A 24,209-nucleotide genomic window follows, 5' to 3' on the forward strand; every position below is an offset into this window, starting at 1 on the left:
GAGTGTCAATAAACTTCGCAGGAGGTAAAACAAGGTCGACAACATGCGCATCGCTGCGCCATCAGTGCCGGGCGAGCAGCACCTCGCTTTCCCGGCGCCCCGCCATGCCCCGCGTAAACAGCAGCAGGCAGGCGGCGATGACCACGATGACGGGGATATTCAGCAGCGCATACGTTTCCAGCGCATAGCCGAAACGCTGGCACAGCACGTTATAGAGCTGCAGCCAGGCGGACAGATAAATGCAGTACAACAAGCTCATGGCAGCCGTCGTCAAGGTCACCGATTCCTTGCTGGCCGTGATCGCGCTGCGTATCAGGGCGCCATTGAACAGGCCGAAGCCGATGGAATAGACAAACATGCAGGCGGCGAACATGTCGACGTGATGGCGGCCCGCGCCGGCGCCCAGCATGCCGGCGGCCGCGACCAGCCCGCCCAGGCGCAGCAGATGCACGAGGGGGAAGTCCTGGCGCAGGCGCTGGATGGCGATGCTGCTGAGGACAAAGCCCGACAAAATCACGCATTGCAGGGCGATATACGTGGCGTAGGAGGCGCCCATTTCCTGCAGCACGAAGATGGGCGAAAAGCCGATCCAGGCCGTCAGGGGCACGGTGGCCAGCCCGGCCGTAAACATGCCGAACATGAAGCGCTTGTTGCTGAAAATGGCCGCGTAGCTGCGCACGATGGCGGCAAGGTCCAGGCGCGTGACCCTGGGGGCCGCGCGCGGCATGGTCTTGAACAGGCCCAGCAAGGACAGCAGCGCCAGCAGGCCGGAGAGGAAAAAGACGTAGCGCCAGTCCAGCCGGCTGATGATGGCGCTGCCGAGGATGGGGCCGGCAAGGGGCGCGAGGATGGTGGTGCTCGACAGGATGCTGCTCAGCTTGACGGCCGCCATGTCATCGAACAGTTCATGGATCATGGCATAGCCGACGAAGATGAAGCAGCAGCCCATGCCCTGGATGAAACGCGCGGCGAGAAATTGCTCGATCGACGCGGCAAATGGCACGGCCAGCGTGGCCAGCAGGAACAAGGTATTGCCAGTCAGCACCAGCTTGCGCTTGCCGATGGTGTCGGCCAAAGGCCCCAGGAAAATCTGCAGGGAACTGCCGCCCAGCAGATACAGGCTCAGGGACAGGGGGACGAATTTTTCCTCCGCCTGGAACTCGCCGACGATGCCCAGCATGGCCGGCATGATCATGTCGTTCGACAGATAGATATTCAGTTCAAAGACGAGGAAAAACGCAAAAAACCACAGCAACTGCTTGGACTTGATGGACATGGCGCGTTCCGTAACGTGGGTGGCTGCCGTCAGTGCATATCTGCCGTCGGGGCATGGGACGGCAGACACGCTTCACACTGAAAACGTGTACCAATTGTATACCAGTTCGTATTTTTAGCGCCTGTTTTTGTGATTTTTAAATACCGCAACAATACCAATTAAATAAACTCGATGGTACTGCGGCATGTGGAATCTGTGCTGAAATGGGCGCGGCCAGCGCCCCGGCGCGCTGGCCGTGCCCTGAGGGGGAATGGAAGAACGATGCGTACCAGTGCCTGCGCACCGTTGCGGCGCGCAGGCACGCTGGCTTACCGGCGGCGGTGGCTGGCGAAGAAATCGAGCAGCATCCTGCTGGCGTCGGGCTTGGCCTTGTCGTTGAACGGCAGGCTGGCATCGCCGCCACTCCACGCGTGCTCGAGGTGCTCGACCTGCGCCACGCGCAGCAGCACATCCTTGCCCACCTGATAGTCGTGCAGCCCATACGCATGGGCCGGATTGCGTCCGCCCGCCGCGCCGCCAGACAGACGCTGCGCCGTCACCACGGTATCAAACGGCAAGCGGTTCACGCGCACGCTCTGGCGAACCAGCTGCGTCTGGTTGATGGGCCGCACCACCTTGTCGGCCAGCCCTTGCAGCAGGATAGTGGGCAGGCGGGGAAACGCGGGCTGGCGCGCCAGTACTTCATCGATGGCCGCGTCGGCACGGGCGGCAGCGCCATGCTGCATCACGCCCAGCGCGCCGATCAGGTTATGCCCGGCGCCAAACACGGGCCCGGAATGCAGGCCCAGCGCGGCGAACAGATGGGGATGGTTCAAGGCCACGATATGCGCCATGCCGGCGCCGGCGGAAATGCCGCAGATATAGATGCGCGCGCGGTCGATCACATAGCGGGCCGCCACCTGCTCGATGGCGCCGACAATCAGGCGCACGTCGCCGCCGCCCTCCTGCGTCAGCTTGTCGTACCACTTCCAGCAGCGGCGCGCATGCGAGCGCAGCGACTGCTGCGGATACAGCACGGCATAACCCTTGCGTTCGGCCAGGCGGTTCATGCGCGTGCCTTCAGCAAACTGCGTGGCGCTCTGTTCGCAGCCGTGCAGCATCACCAGCAGCGGCCGGCCACGGCTGCGCATGGCGGCGCTGGGCGCCTTCTCGGGCAGGTACAGGAAATAGGGCAGGCGCCGGCCCGGCAACTGTCCCAGTTCCGGCAATGGCGCATAGTGGGCGGCCAGCCACTTGCCTGGCGGGGGCGGCGTTCGCTTGCGCACGCGCGGGGGCGACAGGGGCGTGGCAAAGGGCGCCAGCGAGGGCACGGCGTCGCTGGCGGGCCGGGCGCGCGGCGTCGGCCTGGTCTTGACCACGGGCTTGCTGCGGGGCTTAGGTTTAGATTTAGGCGTGGGCTTGGCCGGCACGGGCCCGAACAGCACCTTGGCCAGCTTGGTCGCCGTGCGCTGCTGCGCCTTACCGGCGCGCAATAACCCGCGCAGCCATTTGGTGGCGGGCTTTACCATGGCAAGCGGCGCCCATGTCGTGGTGGAGCGTACCGCAAGTTCATCCCACTGCATCGTTGCATCGTCAGCATGTGCGGCCTCCTCTTTAGAACGCATAGAGTACCGCAATTGGCTGACCACACCGTACGCTTGCACACCGATAAAAGTGCCGCTGGCACCATTGAGGCAGATCAAGCGCGACTTGGTGCGCATGCGTAATCTGGATGTTCGATCAGCACTTCACGAGGAGAGAACACCATGAGCTATCTGGACCGCGACATCCTGGGCATGTACCGCAACCACGACGGCCCGGGGCCGGCCCTGATGGGGGCTGACACCCTGCTCGGCGACGATGTCTACAATCACAGCGGCGAGGAACTGGGCGACATCAAGGAAATCATGCTCGACATGCGCACCGGCCAGATCGCCTATGCCGTACTATCCTTCGGCGGCATGCTGGGCATGGGCGACAAGCTGTTTGCCGTGCCCTGGGAACGCCTGACCCTGGACACCGTCAACAAGCGCTTCCTGCTCAACGTGGACAAAGACTTGCTGAAAGAGGCTCCCGGTTTCGACAAGAACAACTGGCCCGACATGGGCAGCGATGCCTGGAACCAGCAGATGGAAGCGTTCTATGGCAGCGGCATGCGCTACGGCAGCGGCGCCATGGCAGGCAGCCGCATGCCATCCGGCAGCGACCTGCGCAGCGGCGCCAGCCTGCAATCGGGCAGCGAAGGCAGCCTGACCGGCACCTCCATGAGCGGCAGCCGCGCTGGCACGGGCAGCAGCCAGGGCGACCTGGGCTCGCGTTCGGCGCTCGGCGACGATGAGTTCGATAAACATGGGTCGGGTAGGTCGGATTAGCGGCTAGCCGCGTAATCCGACACCACCAGCGACACCGTTGACACCGTTGACACGGCACCACCGGTCGCGCCAACGATGTTGTCGGATTACGCGTGGCTTTGCCCCGCTAATCCGACCTACCGCTGCATCGACTCCCACACTTTCTGCAAACGCTTGGCAGAAACAGGCATCGGCGTGCGCAATTCCTGCGCAAACAGCGACACGCGCAGCTCTTCCAGCATCCAGCGGAAGTCGACCAGTTTCGGGTCCGTATTCTTGCCGGCCTGGCGGTCCTTGGCCTGACGCAGATACGGCGCGGCGGCCGATTGCCACTCGGCCATCAACTTGGTGTCGCGCGCGGGGTCGGCGCGCAGCTTTTCCAGACGCACGTTGATCGCCTTCAGATAGCGGGGGAAATGCGCCAGCTGCGTGTACTCGTTTTCCGTCAGGAAGCGCTTATGCACGAGGCCTTGCAGCTGCGACTGGATATCGGCGGCTGCCGCTGCGGGAATATTCTGCAGCCGCTTGGGCAAGCCGTGGAATTCCGTCAGCACTTGCGACAGCAAACGGGCGATTTCATTGACCAGCAAGACGAGGCGCGACTTGCCCTCCGCCTGGCGCTTGGCAAACGAGGCGGCGTCCAGCGGCAGCGGATCTTGCAGGCAAGCGATGTCGAGCGCCTTGTTGATGATTTGCTCGCGCAACTCTTCCTGCGAACCGAGAGCCATGAATTGCATGCCCATCTGCTGAAGACCGGGGATGCTTTTCTCGACGTACTTGATCTGTTCCTTCATTTGCAGCGCGAACAATCGGCGCAAACCCACCTTGTGCGTGCGGGCGGCTACGGTCGGATCATCGAACACTTCCAGGTCGCAATGCGTACCCTTGTCGACCAGGGCGGGGAAACCGATCAGGGTCAGCTTGCCTTGCACGATTTCGAGCAACTCCGGCAACTCGCCAAAGGTCCAGCCCGTCAAGCCCATGTGCTGCGAGACGGTGGCATTCGGGGACGCCGGCGCTGCAGCGGCAGCCACTCCCTTGGCCGGCGCGCCGCCCTTGCCTGCTGCCGCGTTGGCGGCGCCGCCCTGGGCTTGCGCCTGCAGCCGCGACGCCACTTGCGCGCCCGCCACCTTGGCACCGGGCGTACCGGTGCCGGACACGCCCGACACTTCGGCCAGCTTCTGGAAACTCTGGCGCGCCTGGCCGCCGAATTCCGCCTGCAAAGTGGCCAGGTTGCGGCCCATGTCGAGCTGGCGGCCATGCTCGTCGATCACCTTGAAATTCATGAAGTGATGGGCAGGCAGGGTTTCCGGCTTGAAGTCCGTCGTCAGCACATTGATCGTGATCTGCGTGCGGATGTCGGCGATGATGGCGTCGATCAGGTCGCCGCGGCCAAACACGCCCGCCTCATGCACGCGCTCGCAGAATTTGGCCGCGTAATCGGGCAGCGGCACGCAGTGGCGGCGCAGCTTTTGCGGCAGGGATTTGAGCAGCAGATGCACTTTTTCCTTCAGCATGCCCGGCACCAGCCATTCGCAGCGCTCGCGCGGCAACTGGTTCAAGGCATACAGCGGCACGCTCAAGGTCACGCCATCGCGCACGCTGCCCGGCTCGAAGTGGTACGTCAGGCCCATTTCCAGGCCCGTCACGGACATGGTCTTCGGGAACAGGTCCGTCGTCACGCCGGCCGCCTCGTGGCGCATCAGCTCTTCGCGGTTCAAATACAGCAGCTTCGGGTTTTCGCGCGTGGCTTCCTTGTGCCATTTCTCGAAACCGGCGCCATTGCACACGTCCGCCGGCAGCAGCTTGTCGTAGAAGGCGGCGATCAGTTCATCGTCGACCAGCACGTCCAGGCGGCGCGACTTGTGCTCGAGGTTTTCGATGTCCTTGATCAGCTTGTGGTTGTGCGCAAAGAACGGCGCGCGCGTGTCGAAGTCGCCGCCCACGAGGGCGTCGCGGATGAAGATTTCGCGCGCTTCCGGCAAATTGAAATTGCCGTAATTGATGCGCCGCTGGCTGTACACCACCAGGCCATAAAGAGTAGCCCGTTCGGACGCCGTCACCTGCGCCGAGCGTTTTTCCCAGCGCGGTTCACCCCAGGATTTCTTCAGCAAGTGTACGCCGACTTTTTCCAGCCATTCGGGCTGGATCTGCGCCACGCAGCGCGCGTACAAACGCGTCGTGTCGACCAGTTCGGCCGCCATGATCCACTTGCCCGGCTTTTTCAACAGCGAGGAACCGGGCCAGATATGGAACTTGATGCCGCGCGCACCCAGGTAGCCGGCGCCCGGTTCGTCTTCGCCCTTGAAGCCGATATTGCCCAGCAAGCCGGTCAGCAAGGCCATATGCAGGTTGTCATAGGTGGCCGGCGCCTCATTCAATCGCCAGCCCTGCTCCTTGACGATGGTCAGCAGCTGCGAATGCACGTCGCGCCATTCGCGCAAGCGCATCTGCGACAGGAAATTCGTGCGGCAATTATCCTGCAACTGGCGGTTGGTTTTCTTGTGCTCGATGGCGGACTCGAACCAGCGCCAGATTTTCAGGTAGCTGAGGAATTCCGACTTTTCATCGGCGAATTTCTTGTGCGCCTCGTCGGCCGCCTGCTGGTGTTCCATCGGACGGTCGCGCGGGTCTTGCACGGACAGGGCCGAGGCGACGATCAGCACTTCCGTCAAACACGCGTTATCGAGCGCGGCCAGGATCATGCGGCCCACGCGCGGGTCCAGCGGCAGCTTGGCCAGCTTGTTGCCCAGCGGCGTGAGCTTGTTGACTTCATCGACGGCGCCGAGTTCCTGCAGCAACTGGTAGCCATCAGCCACCGCGCGCGCCAGCGGCGGCTCGATGAAGGGGAAGGTTTCCACGTCCGTCAGGTGCAACGATTTCATGCGCAGGATAACGGCCGCCAAGGAGGAGCGCAGGATTTCCGGCTCCGTGAATTTTTGGGGCCGCAGCAAATAATCCTGCTCTTCGTACAGGCGGATGCAGACGCCGTCGGCCACGCGGCCGCAACGCCCGGCGCGCTGGTTGGCGGCCGACTGGGCGATCGGCTCGACCTGCAGCTGCTCGACCTTGTTGCGATAGCTGTAGCGTTTCACGCGCGCCAGGCCCGCATCGACCACATAGCGGATGCCGGGCACCGTCAGCGAGGTTTCCGCCACGTTGGTGGCCAGCACGATACGGCGCGCATTGCTGGTTTTAAAGACGCGCTCCTGCTCTTCGGCCGACAAACGGGCGAACAGGGGCAAAATCTCCACGTGCGGCGGATGGTGCTTGCGCAGCGCTTCGGCGCAGTCGCGGATTTCGCGCTCGCCCGGCAAGAACACCAGCACGTCGCCCGAGCCGATGCGGCACAGTTCTTCCACGCCATCGACGACGGCATCCATCAAGTCGCGCTTTTCGCGCGCGGCTGCCGTGCGCTGGCCCGGCTTGTCGGCGTTCGCGCCCGAACCAGGCATGGCCACCTGCTCGCGCTCCACGGGACGGTAGCGCACTTCCACCTGGTACAGACGGCCCGACACTTCGATCACGGGCGCCGGTTTTTCCGGCGTGCCGAAATGGCGCGAGAAGCGTTCCGCATCGATGGTGGCCGAGGTGATGATGATTTTCAGGTCCGGCCTGCGCGGCAGCAGCTGTTTCAGATAACCGAGCAGGAAATCGATGTTCAGGCTGCGTTCGTGCGCTTCATCGATGATGATGGTGTCGTAATTTTTCAACAACGGATCGGTCTGCGTCTCGGCCAGCAAGATACCGTCCGTCATCAGCTTGACGGACGCGCCACGGCTCAGGGTATCGGTAAAGCGGACCTTGAAACCCACCGTTTCGCCCAGCGGCGTACCGAGCTCCTGCGCAATGCGCTTGGCCGTCGAGGAAGCGGCGATACGCCGCGGCTGCGTGTGGCCGATCATGCCCTTCTGGCCGCGTCCCAGTTCCAGGCAAATCTTCGGCAACTGGGTCGTCTTGCCGGAACCCGTCTCGCCCGAAACGATGATCACCTGGTTTTCCATCAGGGCCTTGGCGATTTCCGCGCGCCGGCCCGAGACGGGCAAGTCTTCCGGATACGTAATCGGCGGCAGCGGATTGCGGAAAGCCTTTTCCGCCTCGCGCGCGGCGCGGGCCGCATCGCGGGCTTCGCGGCTTTCCTGCCCCTCGCGCGGCGCGCGCGCGGCCTGGGGCTTGCCCTCTCCCGATCGCTGCTGCTGTTGCTGTTTCTGCTGCTCCGCGCGCGGCGGCTGCTGCCTTTGCTGGCTCACGGGCGGGCGCTGGCGGCCCTGCGCAGGCGTGGCGGCAGGCGCGGAAACATCCCCGCTGGCGGGCACATTTGCAACGTTGGAAGGAGGGGAAGACTTATTGCTGGCTGAAGACATTGTTTTTTACAGGTATTTTAAGCGCGCACATCGCGCAGCGAATTATAATGCGCTTAATGGAAAACCCTACCCAATTCGTCCAATGGCTGCGCTCAGTCGCGCCCTACATCCACGCCTTTCGCGGCAAGACCTTCGTGGTCGCCTTCCCCGGTGAACTCGTCAGCGCCGGGGCGCTGCAGGTGCTGGCCCATGATTTGTCCCTGCTGCATGCGCTGGACATCAATGTCACCGTCGTCTACGGCTCGCGGCCGCAGGTGGCGGAACAACTGGCCCTGCGTAACGTCGAAGGCCGCTTCCACAATGGCGTGCGCATCACGGATATCGCCGCGCTGGAATGCGCGAAGGAAGCCGCCGGCGAGCTGCGCCTCGATATCGAGGCCGCGTTCAGCCAGGGCTTGCCGAACACGCCCATGTCGCATGCGGCCATCCGTATCATTTCCGGCAACTTCATCACGGCGCGCCCGCTGGGCGTGATCGATGGCGTGGACCTGGAACTGACGGGCATCACGCGCAAGGTCGACGCCGAAACCATCCATTCCATCCTCGGTTCGGACGGCCTGGTGCTGCTGTCGCCGCTGGGCTTTTCGCCGACGGGCGAAGCATTCAATCTCACCATGGAAGACGTGGCCTGCAGCGCCGCCATCGCCCTGCACGCGGACAAGCTGATTTTCATCACGGAAACACCGATGATGGAAGACGCCACGGGCGTGGAAATCCGCGAACTGTCGTCGCACCAGGCCGAAGCCGTGCTGATGGCGGGCTTCCTGCCGGACGCGACGGCGTTTTACCTGAAACATTGTGTCAAGGCATGCCATAACGGCGTCGAACGCTCGCACATCGTGCCGTTCTCGATGGATGGTTCTGCCCTGCTGGAATTATTTACCCACGATGGCGTGGGCACCATGATCAGCCATGAAAACCTGGAAAGCCTGCGCCAGGCCACCATCGAAGACGTGGGCGGCATCATCAAACTGATCGAGCCGCTGGAAGCGGACGGCACTTTAGTGAAGCGGGGCCGCGAGCTGATCGAACGCGAAATCGATTATTTCTCCGTCATCGAGCATGATGGCGTGATCTTCGGCTGCGCCGCCCTGTACCCATTCCCCGCGCAAAAAATGGCGGAAATGGCATGTTTGACGGTCAACCCGGAAGTGCAAGCCCAGGGCGACGGCGAGCGCATCCTGAAACACATGGAAAACCGCGCGCGCGCCGCCGGCCTGAACAAACTGTTCGTGCTGACCACGCGCACCTCGCACTGGTTCAAGAAACGCGGCTTCGTGCCGGCCACGGTCGACGATTTGCCGAAGGATCGCCAGCATATGTATAACTGGCAACGTAAATCCCAAGTGCTCATCAAGACACTGTAAAACTGAAAAAGCCCGGCATGCCGGGCTTTTTCTTTACTTAGATACCATTACTTGATATTCAGCGGCGCAAACGATTTGACCAGGTCGTCCAGCGCCTTCAATTGCGCCAGGAACGGTTCCAGCTGGTCCAGCGGCAAGGCGCTGGGGCCGTCGCAGCGGGCATTGTCGGGATCCGGATGGGCTTCCAGGAACAGGCCGGCGATGCCGACGGCCAGGCCGGCGCGGGCCAGGTCCGCCACTTGCTGGCGGCGGCCGCCCGAAGCGGCGCCACCGGGATCGCGCTGCTGCAGCGCATGCGTGACGTCGAAGATGATCGGCAGGTCGTCGCAGGTTTTCTTCATCACGCCAAAGCCCAGCATGTCGACCACCAGGTTGTCGTAGCCGAGGCAGGTGCCGCGGTCGCACAGGATCAGTTGATCGTTGCCCGCTTCCTTGAATTTCTCGACGATATTGGCCATCTGGCCAGGGCTGAGGAATTGCGGCTTCTTGATGTTGATGACTTTACCTGTTTTCGCCAGGGCCACGACGAGATCCGTCTGGCGCGCGAGGAAAGCAGGCAATTGCAGCACGTCGACCACTTCGGCCACCTGCTGCGCCTGCCATGGCTCATGCACGTCGGTAATCACGGGCACGCCGAACGCCGCCTTGACGTCCTGGAAGATGCGCATGCCTTCCTCCAGGCCCGGGCCGCGGTAGGAATGGATCGACGAACGGTTGGCCTTGTCGAAGCTGGCCTTGAACACATATGGAATACCCAGTTTTTGCGTCACGCGCACATATTCTTCGCAGGCGCGCATGGCGAGATCGCGCGATTCGAGCACGTTGATGCCGCCAAACAGCGCGAAGCTGCCGGTATTGCTGACATCGATGCCATGGACTTTCACTGAGGTCATAGGGATTCCATCTTGGTTAATTACTACTACTTGGTTGGAAGGGGCGCAGCCAGCGGCTGGCGCGATAAGGCATCTTACTAGCTAGGGCGGCGCAGATCAAATTTGATCCAGCGCAAGGGCGCGGCAAACGGCGTGTCGCCAGGCCGCGACGGCCCCGCGAGGGCTGGCGCAAAGTGCCTTATAATCACGCTTTATCTCTACACTGATTCAGGAGCACAGATGGCCCGCACGATCCACTGCATCAAACTCAACAAGGAAGCCGAAGGACTGGATTTCCCGCCGTACCCGGGCGAACTGGGCAAGAAGATTTACGAATCCGTGTCGAAGGAAGCCTGGGCTGCCTGGCTCAAGCACCAGACCATGCTGGTCAATGAAAACCGGCTGAACCTGGCCGACGCGCGCGCCCGCAAATACCTGGCCACGCAGATGGAAAAACATTTCTTCGGCGATGGCGCCGATGCGGCCATGGGCTATGTCCCGCCGACCGAGTAAGTTTTTCCGTATTCCCGCCCGTGGCCACCGCGCCGCGGGTAGTTTTCCCTTGATTCTCCCCTTTCCCTTTCACGCCGCCTGGCGCTGTTTCACGGCTGCCCTTCCCCGTTTCGTCGCACACCGCTCGCCGCCCATGCCGCCGGCTGGCACAGTACGTCCATCGACAACCTCATTCCAAGGCGGACACCATGTTGCAGCAAATCTTCAGCCACACTCCCCTCTACGTCTGGGCCATCCTGGGCTTTCTCGTCTACCGCGGCGTGCTGGCCAGCCGGGCGCGCGAAGTGAGCTTGCGCAAGCTGTGCATCATTCCCCTGGTCATGCTGGTCCTGTCCCTGAGCGGCGTGTACGGCAGTTTCGGCTTGGCCGGCGTGGCGCCGTTCGCCTGGGGCGCCGGCGCGCTGGCCGGCGCGGCGCTGGCGTGGAGGCTGGCCGATGCGCGCAAGATAGCCGCCATTCCCGAGCGCGGCAGCGTGCAGCGTCCCGGCAGCTGGGTACCCATGATCTTGATGATGAGCATTTTCTGCATGAAATATGCGGTCGCCGTGACCCTGGCCATCGTCCCGGCCTATGCCCATGCGCCCGGCTTCATGGTGCCTGTCTGCCTCGCCTATGGCTGCTTCAGCGGCATCTTCCTCGGCGGCTTGCTGCGCACCGTGGCCGTGTACCGCCAGGCGCAAATGACAAGCGGCCCGCAAGGAGCCGCCGTTTAAAACATCTATGCCGGCGAACGCCGGCTATCATCTTAGTACGCCAGGGTACGCACGCCTTCCGGCATGCCCAGCAGGCAGACATTGGCGCCGCGCACGGCGAACAGGCCGACGGCGATGACGCCGACGATCTGGTTGATCTGCTGTTCCAGCGCCACCGGGTCGGCAATTTTCAAGCCCAGCACGTCGATGATTTCGCCGCCATTGTCGGTAATGAACGCTTCGGTAGTACCTGCCTTCAGGCGCAGGCGGGGCGTGCCGCCCAGCGCAGCCAGCTGGCGCGATACGGCAGCGCGGGCCATCGGCACCACTTCCACCGGCAGCGGGAAGGCGCCCAGGGTTTCCACCAGCTTGGAGCCGTCGGCGATGCAGACGAACTGTTTCGCGACGGAAGCAACGATCTTTTCACGCGTCAATGCCGCGCCGCCACCCTTGATCATGGCGCCGCTGGCCGTGATTTCATCGGCGCCGTCGATGTAGACGGCGATCGACTCGACATCGTTCAGGTCGAAGACGGGAATGCCATGGCCAGCCAGGCGCGCGGCCGTCGCTTCGGACGAGGCGACCGTACCCTTGATGGTGTCCTTGATCTTGGCCAGTTCATCGATGAAAAAATTGGCGGTGGAACCGGTGCCGACGCCGATGATTTCACCTTTTACTACGTAGTCGATGGCGGCGCGGGCTACGGCTTGCTTCAATTCGTCTTGGGTCATGGCATTCAGGCTAAAGTGAGGAATGGCGCTATTTTAACGGATTGCCAGCCTGGCCAGCCGGCCAGCATGCCCGGCGATGCGACTCAATACAACAGGCAGGCGGGAAAACTTTGCCCTAGGGCAATCGCGCACCCAAATACACTCTATGCCCTCTAAAATATGCGAAAATGGCACGATAGTCCGATATGACGTTTCAGGAATAGCACATGAATCACAGTAAACAGGTACTTGTTGTCGATGACAGCCGGGTTTCACGTTTGATGTCGCATCAATTCATCCTCAGCAAACATGCCGACTGGCAAGTGATTGAGGCGGCGACGGGTGAGGAAGCCCTGGAAAAAGTCAAGACCGTCAACCCTGTGCTGATACTACTGGATGTCAACATGCCCGGCATGGGCGGCATGGCGGCGGCAGAACAATTGCGCGTGCTGTGCCCGCAGACGCACATCATTCTCGTCACGGCCAATGTGCAGAACGCCACCCGCAACCGCGCCAGCGAACTGGGCGTGGGCTTCATGGAAAAACCGATCACGGAAACGCGCATCCACCAGTTGATCGAATCACTGGGACTGTGAGCATGGTCAATCTTTCCGAACTCGAGAACGACGCCCTGGTAGAGATATTCAACATCGGGGTGGGCCATGCGGCGGCGGCCATGAGCGAGATCGTGAATGAAGAAGTCACCATGTCGGTGCCGTCGATCACCTTCCTGAACCGTGCCGACGCGGCAGCCTTGCTCGGCAGCAAGAAGGATGGCGAACGCATCTGCGGCGTCAGCCAGCACTACGATGGCGCTTTCGCCACCGAAGCCATTCTGATGTTTCCCGAGGACAAGAGCCTGGAAATCGTGCGCCTGATGGTGGGCGACGCCATGCCGCTGCAGGAACTGACGGAGATGGAACAGGAAGCGATGAGCGAGATCGGCAACATCATCCTCAACTCCTGCGTCGGAACCCTGGCCAACCTGTTCGACAGCGAACTGCATGGCTCGCTGCCCCTGTACCACGTGGGCACCAGCGCGGAAATCCTCTCCTCGTTCGGCGGCCAGGATGACGAAGCCGTCGTGCTGATGCTGCATATCGACTTCGTGCTGTCCAAGCACCAGATCCACGGTTATGTGGCCTTCGTGCTCGACCTGTCCGCCTTGCACGACCTGAAACAGCAAGTCAGCCGCTACCTGGCCAAGGTGCTGGGACAGGCGTGACGATCATGCCGGATGTCTTGCATCGACTCGCCCTGCTCGAGAGCATACTCGGCGCCGTCAACCTGGGCGCCATCGTGCTCGATGAGCAGCATCGCATCGTGCTGTGGAATAAGTGGATGGCGCGCCACTCGGCCTGCCAGGCCGACGCCGTGCTGGGCCAGGATTTCTTCGCCGTCTTTCCGGAACTGCGGCACAAGCGCATGGATTCGGCCATCACCCAGGCACTGCGCGACAATTTCCAGTCGCTGCTGTCGCAAACCCTGCACAAGGCGCCGTTTGCGCTGTACACGCATGGCGCTGCCACGGGCGGCAGCGACGGCGAGGAACGCATGCAGCAAGCCATCGCCGTCACGCCGATCAACCTGCCCGGCTCGCCACGCCATTGCCTGATCCAGATCAATGATGTCACCATCGCCGTGGGGCGCGAAAAGCTGCTGCGCGAACAGACCATGGTCTTGCGCTCGCAAACCTTTTCCGACGGCTTGACGGGCATCGCCAACCGCCGCCATTTCGACGTGGCGATCGAGAAGGAAATGCGGCGCGCCATGCGCACCAGCAGCCCGCTGTCGCTGCTGATGATCGATATCGACCATTTCAAGGATTACAACGACCATTACGGCCACCAGCAGGGCGACGATTGCCTGATCCGCGTGGCAGCCGAACTGGCCGCCATGCTGCAGCGCCCCACCGACCTGCTGGCCCGCTACGGCGGCGAAGAGTTTGCCGCCATCCTGCCCGACACGGACGCGGCGCAGGCGCTGCGCATGGCCGAGGCGATCCGCCAGCACGCGGCCGAGCTGCGCATTCCGCATGCCAAGACGGGCAATGACGTCAAGCACATCACAGTGAGCATCGGCATCGCCACGCAGCAGCCGCAGCAGCCGCTGGCCATCTCCGCCCTGATCGGCGCGGCCGACCGCGCCCTGTACCTGGCCAAGCGCGCCGGACGCAACCGCGTGATGGTGCAGCCGCTGTAAAAAAAGCAACATCGGAGAAAGGATTCCAGTAGACATCTTTACGGCGTGTGCGTAGACTCGTCATTGCTTGCAGCAACAATAACAAGAATTTATCTGTGGTATCTATCCCTGCGCATGGCCCCACCATGCGGGACATGGCCAGGAGCGCTTGTGAATCTCGATCCTCCCCTCAGATCAGGCTTGCCGGGTGCCGGCATGGATACGACCATGGTGAACGGCATGCGCCTGCTGCTGTCGAGCGCCACCCTGCTGACCCTGTTCATCGACCCCGAAAGCGCCGGCAAGCTGACCAAGATCACCTGGCTGATCTTTTCCGCGTACACCATGCACAGCCTGCTGCTCTACGTGCTGGCCCTGCTGGGCCTCAGCCTGCCCCAGGACATCTTGCTGTACTGGCTCGACGTGGCTTGGTATGCACTGATCGTGTTTTCCAGCAGCAGCCACAACAATTTATTCTTCCTGTTTTTTTTCTTTGCCATCCTGACATCGTCGTTCCAGCGGGGCTTCGAGGAAGGCGCGCGCGTCACCCTGGCCTCGGCCGGCCTGTTCGCCGCCACCGCCCTGTTCGGCGAAACGGATGCGGAACTGTCGCGCCTGCTGCTGCGCACCACCTTCCTGCTGGCGCTCGGCTACATGATCGCCTACTGGGGTGGTTCGGCCATCACCCAGCGCAGCCACCTGGCGCTGCTGCGCGATGTCAGCCAGCTGTCCAATCCCCGCTTCGGCGTCGACCAGACCATCACCTCGGTGCTGGAAAAAACCCGCAGTTATTTCAACGGCCGCAGTTGCCTGCTGATCATGCAGGACAAGGGCACGCGGGTCTGGTCCTTGCGCAGCGTGATTCACACGGGCACGGGCGTCGTGCATACCAGCTCGCTCCTCAGCGACGACGCGGCCAGCCCCCTGCTCGCTTTCCCGCACGATAAAATCGCGCTGTACAACCAGCCCGCCGGCCCCTGGCTGCCATGGATAGGCGGCGCGCGCATGCTCGAGCCAAACAGCGGACGCTGGCTGCGGCATGACGACGCGGCGGGCGCCCGCCTGGCCGAACTGCTCGAAGCGCACGCCTTCATCAGCGCGCCGCTGCCCCTGCGCAATGGCAAAGGCCGGATCTTTATCGTGTCCGCCACCAGCATGAGCAAGACGGACGCCCTGTTTCTCAGCCATATCGGCGCGCAGGCGTTTCCCGTCATTGAAAACATCAACCTGCTCGACCGCCTGGCGTCGCAGGCGGCCTCGCGCGAACGCGAAAAGATCGCGCGCGACCTGCATGACACGGCCGTGCAGCCGTATATCGGCTTGCGCCACGGCCTGGCCGCCCTGCGCAACGAAGCCACGCCGGGCAACCCGCTGCTGCCGGAACTGGAAAAGCTGATCATAATGTCGGGCCAGGTGATCACCGACCTGCGCAGCTACGCGCGCACGTTCAAGAATGGCCAGGTGCAAAGCGAGCCGGAACTGCTGGTCGCGCTGCGCCGCCAGGCCACGCAGATCCGCGAATTCTATGGCATCGACATCGCCCTGCATATCGAAGGCGACCTGCACATCAACGACCGCCTGGCGGCCGAGGTGTTCCAGATCGTCAATGAAGGCATGAGCAATATCCGCAAGCATACGTCGGCGCGCCACGGCGCCGTCAAGCTGACCTGCGTGCAGGGCGCGCTGCACATCAGCATCGACAACGAATGCGCCGCCGCGCACGTCCCCGATTTCCTGCCCGACTCGCTGGCCGAGCGCGCCGCCGCCCTCGGCGGCACGGCCCGCGTCACGCATGGCATGCTGGGCAACACCTCCGTCCAGATCGAGATCCCCATATGAATGACGTACGCCACATGCCACCGGCCAGCCATGTCATCAGCGTCATGCTGGTCGACGATCACAAGACCATGCTGTGGGGCCTGGAGCGCCTGATCGGCGGCGAGCACTCCGGCATGCGCGTGGTCGCCACGGCGTCCGACGGCACCGAGGCGCTGGAGCAGGCGAAGGCGCTGCAACCGGACGTGATCGTGCTGGACCTGGACCTGGGCGGCATCAGTTCGCTGGCCATCCTGCCCGCGCTGGCGCAATGCGGCGGCACGCGCGTGCTGGTGCTGACGGCCAGCCACGACCAGGCCATCCTGGACCAGACGGTACTGAAAGGCGCGCGCGGCATCGTCAGCAAGGATGCGCCGGCGGAGATGGTGTTGAAGGCCATCGAAAAGGTGTACCAGGGCGAGCTGTGGCTGGAACACGCGATGCTGGGACGCATGCTGACGCAGTTGACCCAGCCCGGCGGCGGCTCGGCGCACGCCATCGCCATCGCCAGCCTGACCCTCAAGGAAAGAAAGATCATCGCCGCGCTGGTGCACGGCAGCGGCACGCCGGCCAAGCTGCTGGCGGACCAGCTGTTCATCTCCGAACACACCTTGCGCAATCACCTGACATCGATCTACCGCAAGCTGGGCGTGTACAACCGCCTGGAACTGTACGCCTACGCCACCAAGCACCAGCTGGGCCAATTGCCGCCCGGCGCCTGACACCACTGTCCTCCTGCACGGCCGCTGCACGGCCGCGCATTCCCTACCTCCCATCGCCAAGCAGCGGCGCGGCATGCGCCCTTGCGCTCCTGCGCTTCTGCGCGCGCCAGACTCGACCATGACAATTGTCACGAAAAAAACGAGCAGTTCCTCCTTGCAATAAAAGGATGTTCTTCTGATGTAGATCAAGGTGCCGACTTCTATAGTGGATTTACCGGAGTGCAAATCACCGCGCGGCCCACCACGACACGGAGCACAGCATGCGCCTTGACAAGTTTCTTCCGACGGCCCTGATCACCTATTTACAGGGCAAGGAAAAGGCTGCGTTCTACCGCTATGCCCTAGTGGCGGCCCTCATGGCGGTGGTCTGCATCATCGGATTGCTGGCACTGGGCGAAAGTCCATGAGCGCGCCAGGTCGTAGCACCAGGAAGCAACGCTGCAAAACCGTTTCATCCACCGTCGTACCTTAACCACCACCAGGAGTTGTCATGAACCTCATCAAAAACTTTATCCGCGAAGAAGATGGCGTCACCGCAATCGAATACGGCCTGATCGCTGCCCTGATCGCCGTGGTGATCATCGCCGCCGTCACCATCGTCGGCACGCAGCTGAAAAAAACCTTCAGCACCATCGGCACCAAGCTGACCACCGCCAATGCCTGACGCGCTGCTGTCCGGGCCGGCCCAGCGCCAGCCCGGACTACGCCGCCCAATATTCCCAGCACGCCCACCTTGACGAACGCATAGCGAGGCCCATCGTGAAATCTTTCTTCAGCCGTTTATCCGACGAGTCCGCCGTCACAGCGATCGAATACGCGCTGCTGGCCGGCCTGATCGCGGCAGTGCTGGTGGTCACGATCACCCTGCTTGGCGACCAGGTCAAGCTGCTGTTTGTCTACGTCAAGGACCAAGTGGTCCTGGCCCTGTCATGAACACCCTGCGCGCCTCGCTGCGCACCCACCGCGCCCTGCTGCTGATCGTGCTGCCGTACGCCGCCGTGGCGACGCTGCTGGCCGGCGGCCTGCCCAGCGCATCGGACACCCTCAACGTGCTGGCCGGCTTCTTCATGGCCATCCTGATTGGCCCCGTCTTCATCCTGTGCGGCTACACCATCCATGTCATGGTGATGAAACGCCCGCACCGCCTGTGCCACTATCTGTATCACGATCTGCGCAGTTACCTGAGCAACGAGCGCCTGCTGCACGCGCTGCCGGCCATGCTGCTGATCCCCGTCTTCGCCTCCAGCTTCACCGTCATCAAGGGCGCCATCCCCCGTCTGCATCCCTACACCTGGGATGCCACCCTGTCCGCCTGGGACATCGCGCTGCATGGCGGCAAGGCCCCATGGGAAAGGCTGCAACCACTGCTGGGCCACCCGCTCGTCACGGGCTTGCTCAACTTCAGCTACCACTTCTGGTTCTTCCTGTTCTACGCCATCCTGTACTGGCTGATCCTCGACACGCGCCGCCCCCTGCTGCGCATGCAGTTCCTGCTCAGCTTTGCGCTGACCTGGATCGCCCTGGGCAGCATCCTGGCCGTGCTGTTTGCCTCCGTCGGCCCCTGCTACTACGGCCACCTGCATGCCAGCGACCCGTATGCGCCGCTGATGGCCTACCTGCATGACGCCAACCAGCACGTCCCCGTCTGGGCCCTGCAAGTGCAGGAGATGCTGTGGCAAGGCTATCAAAGCAAGGGCGCGAACGGTGAACTGGGCATCTCCGCCATGCCCAGCATGCATGTGGCCACGGCCGTGCTGCTGGCCATGATGGGCTGGCGCGTCAACCGCGCCGCCGGGATCTCGCTGACCGCCTTTGCCGTACTGATCCTGCTCGGCTCCATCCACCTGGGCTGGCACTATGCGCTCGACGGCTATGTGGGTGCGGCCGGCGCGGCGCTGGTGTGGCGCCTGGTGGGACGGCTGCTGGGCAGCCAGGCTGCGGCGCCGGCCATGCACATGGCCACGGCGCCCTGCATGAGCAAGGAAGGACTGACATCATGAACGCCCACCTGCCCATGCTGCTGTGCCTGGCCGTACTCGCCACCCTGCTCGCCGCCGCCCTGTGGCACGACCTGCGCACGCGCCGCATCCCGAACCGGCTGGTGCTGTGGGGCACCCTGGCGGGACTGATCATCAACAGCTTCGTGCCGTCCGGCGCCGGACTGTTCGACGCCTCCTTCGGCGGCCTGGGCCTATTGCAGGCGCTGGCCGGCGCCGCCGCCGGACTGGCCCTGCTGCTGCCCATGTATCTGCTGCGCGCCCTGGGCGCCGGCGACGTCAAGCTGATGGCCATGTGCGGCGCCTTCCTCGGTCCCGACGCCGTGCTCGAAGCGGCCCTGCTGACCTTCCTGTGCGGCGGCGTGCTGGCCCTGGCCGCCGCGCTGGCCGGTCAGCGCCTGCGCCAGGTATTGAAAAACACCTATCACATGATGCTGGGCGCGCTGCTGCACAGCCTTGCCGGCGGCGCCGCCACGATCGCCGAACCGCCGCCTGCCACCGGCAAGCTGGCCTACGCCTTCGCCATTGCCAGCGGCACCCTGCTGCAGGTCTTCCTGCACTACACCCACCTGTGGAGCCTGCGCTGAAACGCGCCGCTCCGACGACCAGCCCCCTAGGACCTGACCATGCACACTCTCACCACCCTCTGCCACTCGCGCCACGCCAGCCTGTTCACCAGCATCGCCATGGCTTGCCTGTGGACGTTCTTCGCCAGTGCCCACGTGATGGGATTCCTGCACAGCGGCGACTGGAGCTATCTGCTGTTCTGCGCCGCCGAAACCCTGGCCGCCCTGTTCTTCATCGTGCGCACGGCCCCCGTCAGCGTTTCTACCGATGCGGGCGACTGGCTGCTGGCCATCGGCGCCACCTTCGCGCCCTTCCTTTTGTCTCCCGCCGACATGGCCATCTGGCCCGGCGCGCGCTACCTGCTGGCCGTCGGCAGCCTGCTGCAGATCGCCGGCCTGCTGTCGCTGAACCGCAGCTTCGGCCTGGTGGCGGCGCAGCGCGAAATCAAGACGGGCGGCGTCTACCGCGTGATACGCCATCCGCTGTATGCCAGCTACCTGATTTCCCTGAGCGGCTACCTGCTGGCCAACACCTCGCCCGCCAACACCGTCATCTATGTCGCGACGATGAGCATGATGGTGATGCGCCTGCTGCGCGAGGAGCGTTTCCTGTCCACCGACGTGCGCTATCGCGTCTACATGCGCCAGGTGAAGTACCGCCTGCTGCCTTTCATCTTCTGATATCCGGCCACCCGAACGAGGAGTACCCATCATGCCTGACACCTATCCAGAACGCAGCGACGGCGGCGGCGTCGAACCGGCGGCCAAGCGCGCGCCACGCACGGTCGAGGAAACGGGATTGCCCTTCCTGTTCCTGGTCGAACTGCTGGTCAAGATACTCTTCCTGCGCGGCCAGATCGGCCTGCCCGCTCTGTCGACACACGTAAAACTGGGCGCCGGCGTGCTCGAACCGCTGCTCACCTTCATGCGCGCCGAAAAGCTGTGCGAAGCGCGCCGCAACGGCGGCAGCGGCACCGACGCCGACCTGTGTTACCTGCTGGGCGACCAGGGCCGCCTGCGCGCCGCCGAGTACATGCGCCGCAACGCCTACAGCGGCCCCGCCCCCGTCACCCTGGCCGACTACAGCAACCAGGTACTGGCGCAAAGCGTGGCAAACATGCAGGTCACCCGCGATGACGTGCAGCGCGAGTTCCGCGACGTGGTGGCCAGTTCGGCCGTGCTCGACCAGCTGGGCGCGGCCATGAATTCCGGACGCGCCCTGTTCTTCCACGGCCCTGCCGGCAGCGGCAAGAGCTACCTGGCCGAGCGCCTGAACGGCCTGCTCAGCGGCGCCATCGCCCTGCCCCATGCCGTGATGGTCGATGGCGAAGTGCTGCCCTTCCTCGACCCCATGCTGCACACCCTGTCGCGCGGCGGCCTCGTGCCATCCGACCCGCGCTGGGTGCGCGCCGAACGCCCCGCCGTGCTGACGGGCGGCGAGCTGACGCTCGACATGCTGGACCTGCAATTCGACCATGGCAACCGCTTGTACCAGGCACCGCCGCACCTGAAGGCCAACAACGGCATCTTCGTCATCGACGACCTGGGCCGCCAGCGCTGCTCGCCCGTGGAACTGATGAACCGCTGGATCGTGCCGATGGCGCGCCACATCGATTACCTGTCGCTGCACACGGGCTACAAGTTCCCCGTACCCTTCGACGTCATCGTCGTGTTCTCGTCGAACCTGGCGCCGCAGCACCTGGCCGACGACTCCTTCCTGCGCCGCATCGGCTACAAGATCCATGTCGGCCCCCTGAGCGCCTACCACTACCTGGCCGTGTTCCGCAGCACCTGCGCCCAGCTGGGCATCAATTTCGACGAAGCCTCCTACACCTACCTGCTGCACCTGCATAGCCTCTACAAGCGGCCCTTGCTGGCCTGCTATCCGCGCGACATCCTCGCGCAGATCTGCGACCAGGCGCGTTATGAAGACCACCCGGCGCAACTGTCTCCGGAAGTCCTGTTCTGGGCATGGCAAAACTATTTCGGCAGCGATGACGACCTTGCAAGCACACACACCGGACCGGAAGCGGTCCAGCACAAAGGGGAAGCAAAATGAGAAACGCACGCGCTCTGACGATGATGGCCATTGCGGTCATCCTGGCGTTCGCCGCGGTCATCGTGGCCGCGCGCTGGATCAATGCCCAAGCCTCGGGCAACATCAACAAGGTGGCCGTGGCCCAGGTCGACATCAGCCTGGGGGCGCGCCTCACGCCCGACATGGTGCGCATGGTGGACTGGCCATCGAACGCGCTGCCGCCGGGCGCCGTCAACGATCCGAAACTGCTGGAAACGCGCGTCACGCGCACCAGCATCCAGCACGGCGAACCGATCATGGAAGGCAAGCTGGCGCCTCCCGGCACGCAAGGCGGCCTGTCGGCCGTCGTCGCCGAGGGCAAGCGCGCCATGACCGTGCGCGTCAACGATGTGGTGGGCGTGGCCGGCTTCGCCCTGCCCGGTAATTTCGTCGATATCCTCGTCAATACCCAGGGCGAAGGTGCCCGCAAGACGCCGGACCGCGACCCGAACATTTCCAAGATCGTGCTCGAACGCATCCTCGTGCTGGCCATTGCCCAGGAATCGAGCCGCGACGACACCAAGCCCAAGGTGGTCAACGCCGTGACCCTGGAGCTGACGCCGGAGCAGGCGGAAAAACTCGACCTGGCACGCAGCGTGGGCACCCTGTCGCTGGTGCTGCGCAACCAGGTCGAGGACAAGCCCGTCAACACGGAAGGCGCCACCAAGTCCAGTTTGCTCGATGAAAAGGTCGCCATGGCAGCCCCCGCCGCCATGGTGCAAGCCAAGCCGCTCCCGCGCCGCCGTCCTGCAGCCACAGCCGCGCCACAGGCCGGTCCGCGCGTCGATGTCATCAAGGGGCTGGAACGCAGCTCCCAACAATTCTAACCTGCACCAGAGGAGTCACGCCATGAGCACATATTGCACAGCAAGCGGAAGCCGGGTACTCAGCCTGGCGCTTGCCCTCGCCATGATCGGCGCCCTGGCGCCCCAGGCACGCAGCGAACCCGTTGCCGCCACCGCCGTTGCCGCCGACACCGGCGCCGCCCGGACCAGCCGGGCCGCCGCCCGCCCCAAGGCCACGCCGCCGCAAAGCGAATCGCGCGCCGGCCGCACCGAGATGGCGCCGCAGATGAGTCTGGCCGAAGGCAAGTCGACCCTGATGCGCCTGCCGTTCGCCGCCAGCCGCATGTCCGTCGGCGACCCGCGCATCGCCGACGTCATCCTGCTCAATCCCAACGAGGTGTACCTGCTGGGCCGCTCCGTCGGCACCACCAACCTGATCCTGTGGAACAAGAGCAATGACGCCACCATCATCGACCTGGCCGTCGGCATCGACAGCAGCAGCCTGCAGGCACGCATGGCCGAGCTGCTGCCGAACGAAAAGATCAACGTCACGGTGGCGGGCGACACCCTGATCCTGTCGGGCATGGTCAGCGATGTCGTCAAGGCCGACCATGCCCTGTCGCTGGCCAACGCCTATGTGCAGCGCAGCGCCCGCAGCGGCAACGCCGCCTCCGGCGCCGCGCCAGCCGCAGGCGCCGCCGCGCCCGCTCCCGCCGCTGCGCCCGATGCGGGCATGCCGCGCGTGATCAACCTGCTGTCGATCGCCGCGCCGCAGCAGGTGATGCTGGAAGTGAAGGTGGCCGAAGTGTCGAAAGTGCTGGTCGACCAGCTGGGCGCCAGCCTGGGCATCAACAAGACCATCGGCAGCTGGTCGTACTCGCTGCTGTCCAGCCTGCTCAGCAACAATCCCAGCGGCTTGAGCGGCGCCAGCAAGAACAACTTCTTCAACCTCGACGCGCAAAAACGCGATGGCCTGATCAAGGTGCTGGCCGAACCGAACATCATGGCCATCAGCGGCCAGGAGGCCAGCTTCCTGGCCGGCGGCAAAATCTTCATTCCCGTCAGCCAGACCAACAATAACGGCGTGCCCACCATCACCCTGGAAGAGAAGGAATTCGGCGTGGCCGTGAAATTCACGCCCACCGTGCTCGAAGGGGGACGCATCAACCTGAGGGTGGCGCCGGAAGTGTCGGACCTGAACAAGGACGGCATCGGCATCACCGCCACCGGCATCTCGGCCACAGCCATCCTGCCATCGTTTACCACGCGGCGCGCCACCACCACGGTGCAGCTGTTCGACGGCCAGAGCTTCGCCATCGGCGGCCTGATCAAGAACAACGTGACCAGCAATATCAAGGCCCTGCCAGGCCTGGGCGAAGTGCCCGTGCTGGGCGCCCTGTTCCGCAGCACGGACTTCCAGACGGACCGTTCGGAACTGGTCTTCATCATCACGCCGCACCTGGTCAAGCCGCTGCCGCCCGACTACAAGCTGCCCACCGACGGCTATATCCAGCCGACGCGCGGCGACATGTTCATGCAGGGAAAAATGGAAGGCAGCGCACCGGCGCCCGCCCCCGCAGCGGCACAGGCACCGGCCCCCATGCAGCCGCAAGCAGCCGCGCCCCAGCCTGCCGCCGGCTTCGACCTCAAATAGGAGAACACCATGAAAACCGCACATCGCCTGCCTTGCGCCGCCCTGTTCTGCCTGCTGGCCGGCTGCGCCGCCACCACCACGCCCGTGCTCGATTCGCACTTTGGCGAATCGGTGGCCCTGCTCAAGGCGCAGCAGATCATGTATCCGGACGCCTACCGCAATGCCAACCCGGTCAGCGGCATCGACGGCAAGGCCGGCGTCAGCGCCTACCAGCGCTACCAGAAATCGTTTGCGGCGCCGGAACCGCAACCGAATGTCTTCACCATCGGCGTGGGCGGACGCCAGTAG

At 63.7% G+C, this 24,209-nt stretch carries 24 protein-coding genes; 19 read left to right on the plus strand and 5 right to left on the minus strand.

From position 1 onward, the window contains the following. Positions 1-61: 61 nt before the first annotated feature. Positions 62-1,276: an MFS transporter gene (locus JAB1_RS17760; protein ID WP_070281248.1), complete on the minus strand. Its 1,215-nt coding sequence runs from the start codon at positions 1,274-1,276 to the stop codon at positions 62-64. 308 nt (positions 1,277-1,584) lie between these two features. Beyond that, the gene (locus JAB1_RS17765; RefSeq protein WP_070281250.1) at positions 1,585-2,784 is read right to left on the minus strand and encodes a PHB depolymerase family esterase; all 1,200 of its coding nucleotides are present in this window, start codon (positions 2,782-2,784) and stop codon (positions 1,585-1,587) included. A 237-nt stretch (positions 2,785-3,021) separates the two neighbouring features. On the opposite strand from JAB1_RS17765, the gene JAB1_RS17770 reads away from it, so the two are divergent. Further along, positions 3,022-3,627 (plus strand): PRC-barrel domain-containing protein, encoded by a 606-nt coding sequence (locus JAB1_RS17770; protein ID WP_070281252.1) that lies wholly within the window; start codon positions 3,022-3,024, stop codon positions 3,625-3,627. Between the two features lie 116 nt (positions 3,628-3,743). On the opposite strand, the gene hrpA is transcribed toward JAB1_RS17770, so the two are convergent. Beyond that, complete coding sequence (gene hrpA, locus JAB1_RS17775) at positions 3,744-7,970, minus strand: ATP-dependent RNA helicase HrpA (RefSeq protein ID WP_254672151.1); 4,227 nt, start codon at positions 7,968-7,970, stop codon at positions 3,744-3,746. 56 nt (positions 7,971-8,026) lie between these two features. Here hrpA and argA point away from each other — a divergent pair, with 56 nt between their 5' ends. Beyond that, positions 8,027-9,337, plus strand: coding sequence for an amino-acid N-acetyltransferase (argA, locus tag JAB1_RS17780; RefSeq protein ID WP_046685875.1), 1,311 nt, complete (start codon positions 8,027-8,029; stop codon positions 9,335-9,337). A 47-nt stretch (positions 9,338-9,384) separates the two neighbouring features. On the opposite strand, the gene kdsA is transcribed toward argA, so the two are convergent. Next, complete coding sequence (gene kdsA / locus JAB1_RS17785; protein ID WP_034750794.1) at positions 9,385-10,230, minus strand: 3-deoxy-8-phosphooctulonate synthase; 846 nt, start codon at positions 10,228-10,230, stop codon at positions 9,385-9,387. 219 nt (positions 10,231-10,449) lie between these two features. Between kdsA and JAB1_RS17790 the strand changes: the two genes are divergently transcribed. Both JAB1_RS17790 and JAB1_RS17795 read left to right on the plus strand, forming a co-directional pair. Continuing rightward, on the plus strand, positions 10,450-10,722 hold the full coding sequence (locus tag JAB1_RS17790; protein ID WP_034750797.1) for an oxidative damage protection protein: 273 nt from the start codon (positions 10,450-10,452) through the stop codon (positions 10,720-10,722). A 188-nt stretch (positions 10,723-10,910) separates the two neighbouring features. Further along, a complete protein-coding gene (locus tag JAB1_RS17795) occupies positions 10,911-11,435 on the plus strand; it encodes a DUF6622 family protein (protein WP_034786983.1) in 525 nt (174 codons plus the stop codon). Between the two features lie 32 nt (positions 11,436-11,467). Here JAB1_RS17795 and rpiA read toward each other — a convergent pair whose 3' ends face one another. Further along, on the minus strand, positions 11,468-12,145 hold the full coding sequence (gene rpiA / locus JAB1_RS17800; RefSeq protein ID WP_034786987.1) for a ribose-5-phosphate isomerase RpiA: 678 nt from the start codon (positions 12,143-12,145) through the stop codon (positions 11,468-11,470). A gap of 206 nt (positions 12,146-12,351) precedes the next feature. Between rpiA and JAB1_RS17805 the strand changes: the two genes are divergently transcribed. The 15 genes from JAB1_RS17805 (at position 12,352) to JAB1_RS17865 (ending at position 24,209) form a co-directional block, all read left to right on the plus strand. Continuing rightward, positions 12,352-12,720 (plus strand): response regulator, encoded by a 369-nt coding sequence (locus JAB1_RS17805; RefSeq protein ID WP_034786991.1) that lies wholly within the window; start codon positions 12,352-12,354, stop codon positions 12,718-12,720. Between the two features lie 2 nt (positions 12,721-12,722). Beyond that, the gene (locus JAB1_RS17810) at positions 12,723-13,349 is read left to right on the plus strand and encodes a chemotaxis protein CheC (protein WP_034786994.1); all 627 of its coding nucleotides are present in this window, start codon (positions 12,723-12,725) and stop codon (positions 13,347-13,349) included. Between the two features lie 5 nt (positions 13,350-13,354). Then, complete coding sequence (locus JAB1_RS17815; RefSeq protein ID WP_070281254.1) at positions 13,355-14,326, plus strand: diguanylate cyclase; 972 nt, start codon at positions 13,355-13,357, stop codon at positions 14,324-14,326. Positions 14,327-14,476: 150 nt separating this feature from the next. After that, entirely contained in the window at positions 14,477-16,144 is a 1,668-nt protein-coding gene (locus tag JAB1_RS17820; protein WP_034786998.1) for a histidine kinase, read from the plus strand. Then, complete coding sequence (locus JAB1_RS17825) at positions 16,141-16,842, plus strand: response regulator transcription factor (protein WP_240317720.1); 702 nt, start codon at positions 16,141-16,143, stop codon at positions 16,840-16,842. The genes JAB1_RS17820 and JAB1_RS17825 overlap by 4 nt, the downstream gene beginning before the upstream one ends. Before the next feature lie 260 nt (positions 16,843-17,102). Then, positions 17,103-17,249: a hypothetical protein gene (locus JAB1_RS29960; protein WP_157814672.1), complete on the plus strand. Its 147-nt coding sequence runs from the start codon at positions 17,103-17,105 to the stop codon at positions 17,247-17,249. Between the two features lie 83 nt (positions 17,250-17,332). Then, complete coding sequence (locus JAB1_RS17830) at positions 17,333-17,506, plus strand: Flp family type IVb pilin (RefSeq protein WP_070281259.1); 174 nt, start codon at positions 17,333-17,335, stop codon at positions 17,504-17,506. A gap of 95 nt (positions 17,507-17,601) precedes the next feature. Further along, positions 17,602-17,775 (plus strand): Flp family type IVb pilin, encoded by a 174-nt coding sequence (locus JAB1_RS28865; protein ID WP_071653370.1) that lies wholly within the window; start codon positions 17,602-17,604, stop codon positions 17,773-17,775. Continuing rightward, entirely contained in the window at positions 17,772-18,842 is a 1,071-nt protein-coding gene (locus tag JAB1_RS28870) for a phosphatase PAP2 family protein (protein ID WP_071653371.1), read from the plus strand. Before JAB1_RS28865 ends, JAB1_RS28870 begins: the two co-directional genes overlap by 4 nt. Then, positions 18,839-19,426, plus strand: a complete 588-nt coding sequence (locus JAB1_RS17840) for an A24 family peptidase (protein WP_052140553.1) — start codon at positions 18,839-18,841, stop codon at positions 19,424-19,426. Before JAB1_RS28870 ends, JAB1_RS17840 begins: the two co-directional genes overlap by 4 nt. 39 nt (positions 19,427-19,465) lie before the next feature. Then, the gene (locus JAB1_RS17845; protein ID WP_034787006.1) at positions 19,466-20,086 is read left to right on the plus strand and encodes a methyltransferase; all 621 of its coding nucleotides are present in this window, start codon (positions 19,466-19,468) and stop codon (positions 20,084-20,086) included. A gap of 31 nt (positions 20,087-20,117) precedes the next feature. Then, positions 20,118-21,464 carry an ATPase gene (locus JAB1_RS17850; protein WP_070281263.1) on the plus strand — a complete coding sequence of 449 codons (1,347 nt, stop codon included), beginning with the start codon at positions 20,118-20,120 and terminating at the stop codon, positions 21,462-21,464. Further along, entirely contained in the window at positions 21,461-22,309 is an 849-nt protein-coding gene (cpaB, locus tag JAB1_RS17855; protein WP_070281266.1) for a Flp pilus assembly protein CpaB, read from the plus strand. Before JAB1_RS17850 ends, cpaB begins: the two co-directional genes overlap by 4 nt. A 22-nt stretch (positions 22,310-22,331) precedes the next feature. After that, positions 22,332-23,921, plus strand: a complete 1,590-nt coding sequence (locus JAB1_RS17860) for a type II and III secretion system protein family protein (RefSeq protein ID WP_070281267.1) — start codon at positions 22,332-22,334, stop codon at positions 23,919-23,921. Positions 23,922-23,930: 9 nt separating this feature from the next. Beyond that, the gene (locus JAB1_RS17865; protein ID WP_034787014.1) at positions 23,931-24,209 is read left to right on the plus strand and encodes a hypothetical protein; all 279 of its coding nucleotides are present in this window, start codon (positions 23,931-23,933) and stop codon (positions 24,207-24,209) included.

Origin of the sequence: Janthinobacterium sp. MP5059B, assembly GCF_001758645.1 — a bacterium.
In the GTDB taxonomy this organism is placed as follows: Bacteria; Pseudomonadota; Gammaproteobacteria; order Burkholderiales; family Burkholderiaceae_D; genus Janthinobacterium; species Janthinobacterium lividum.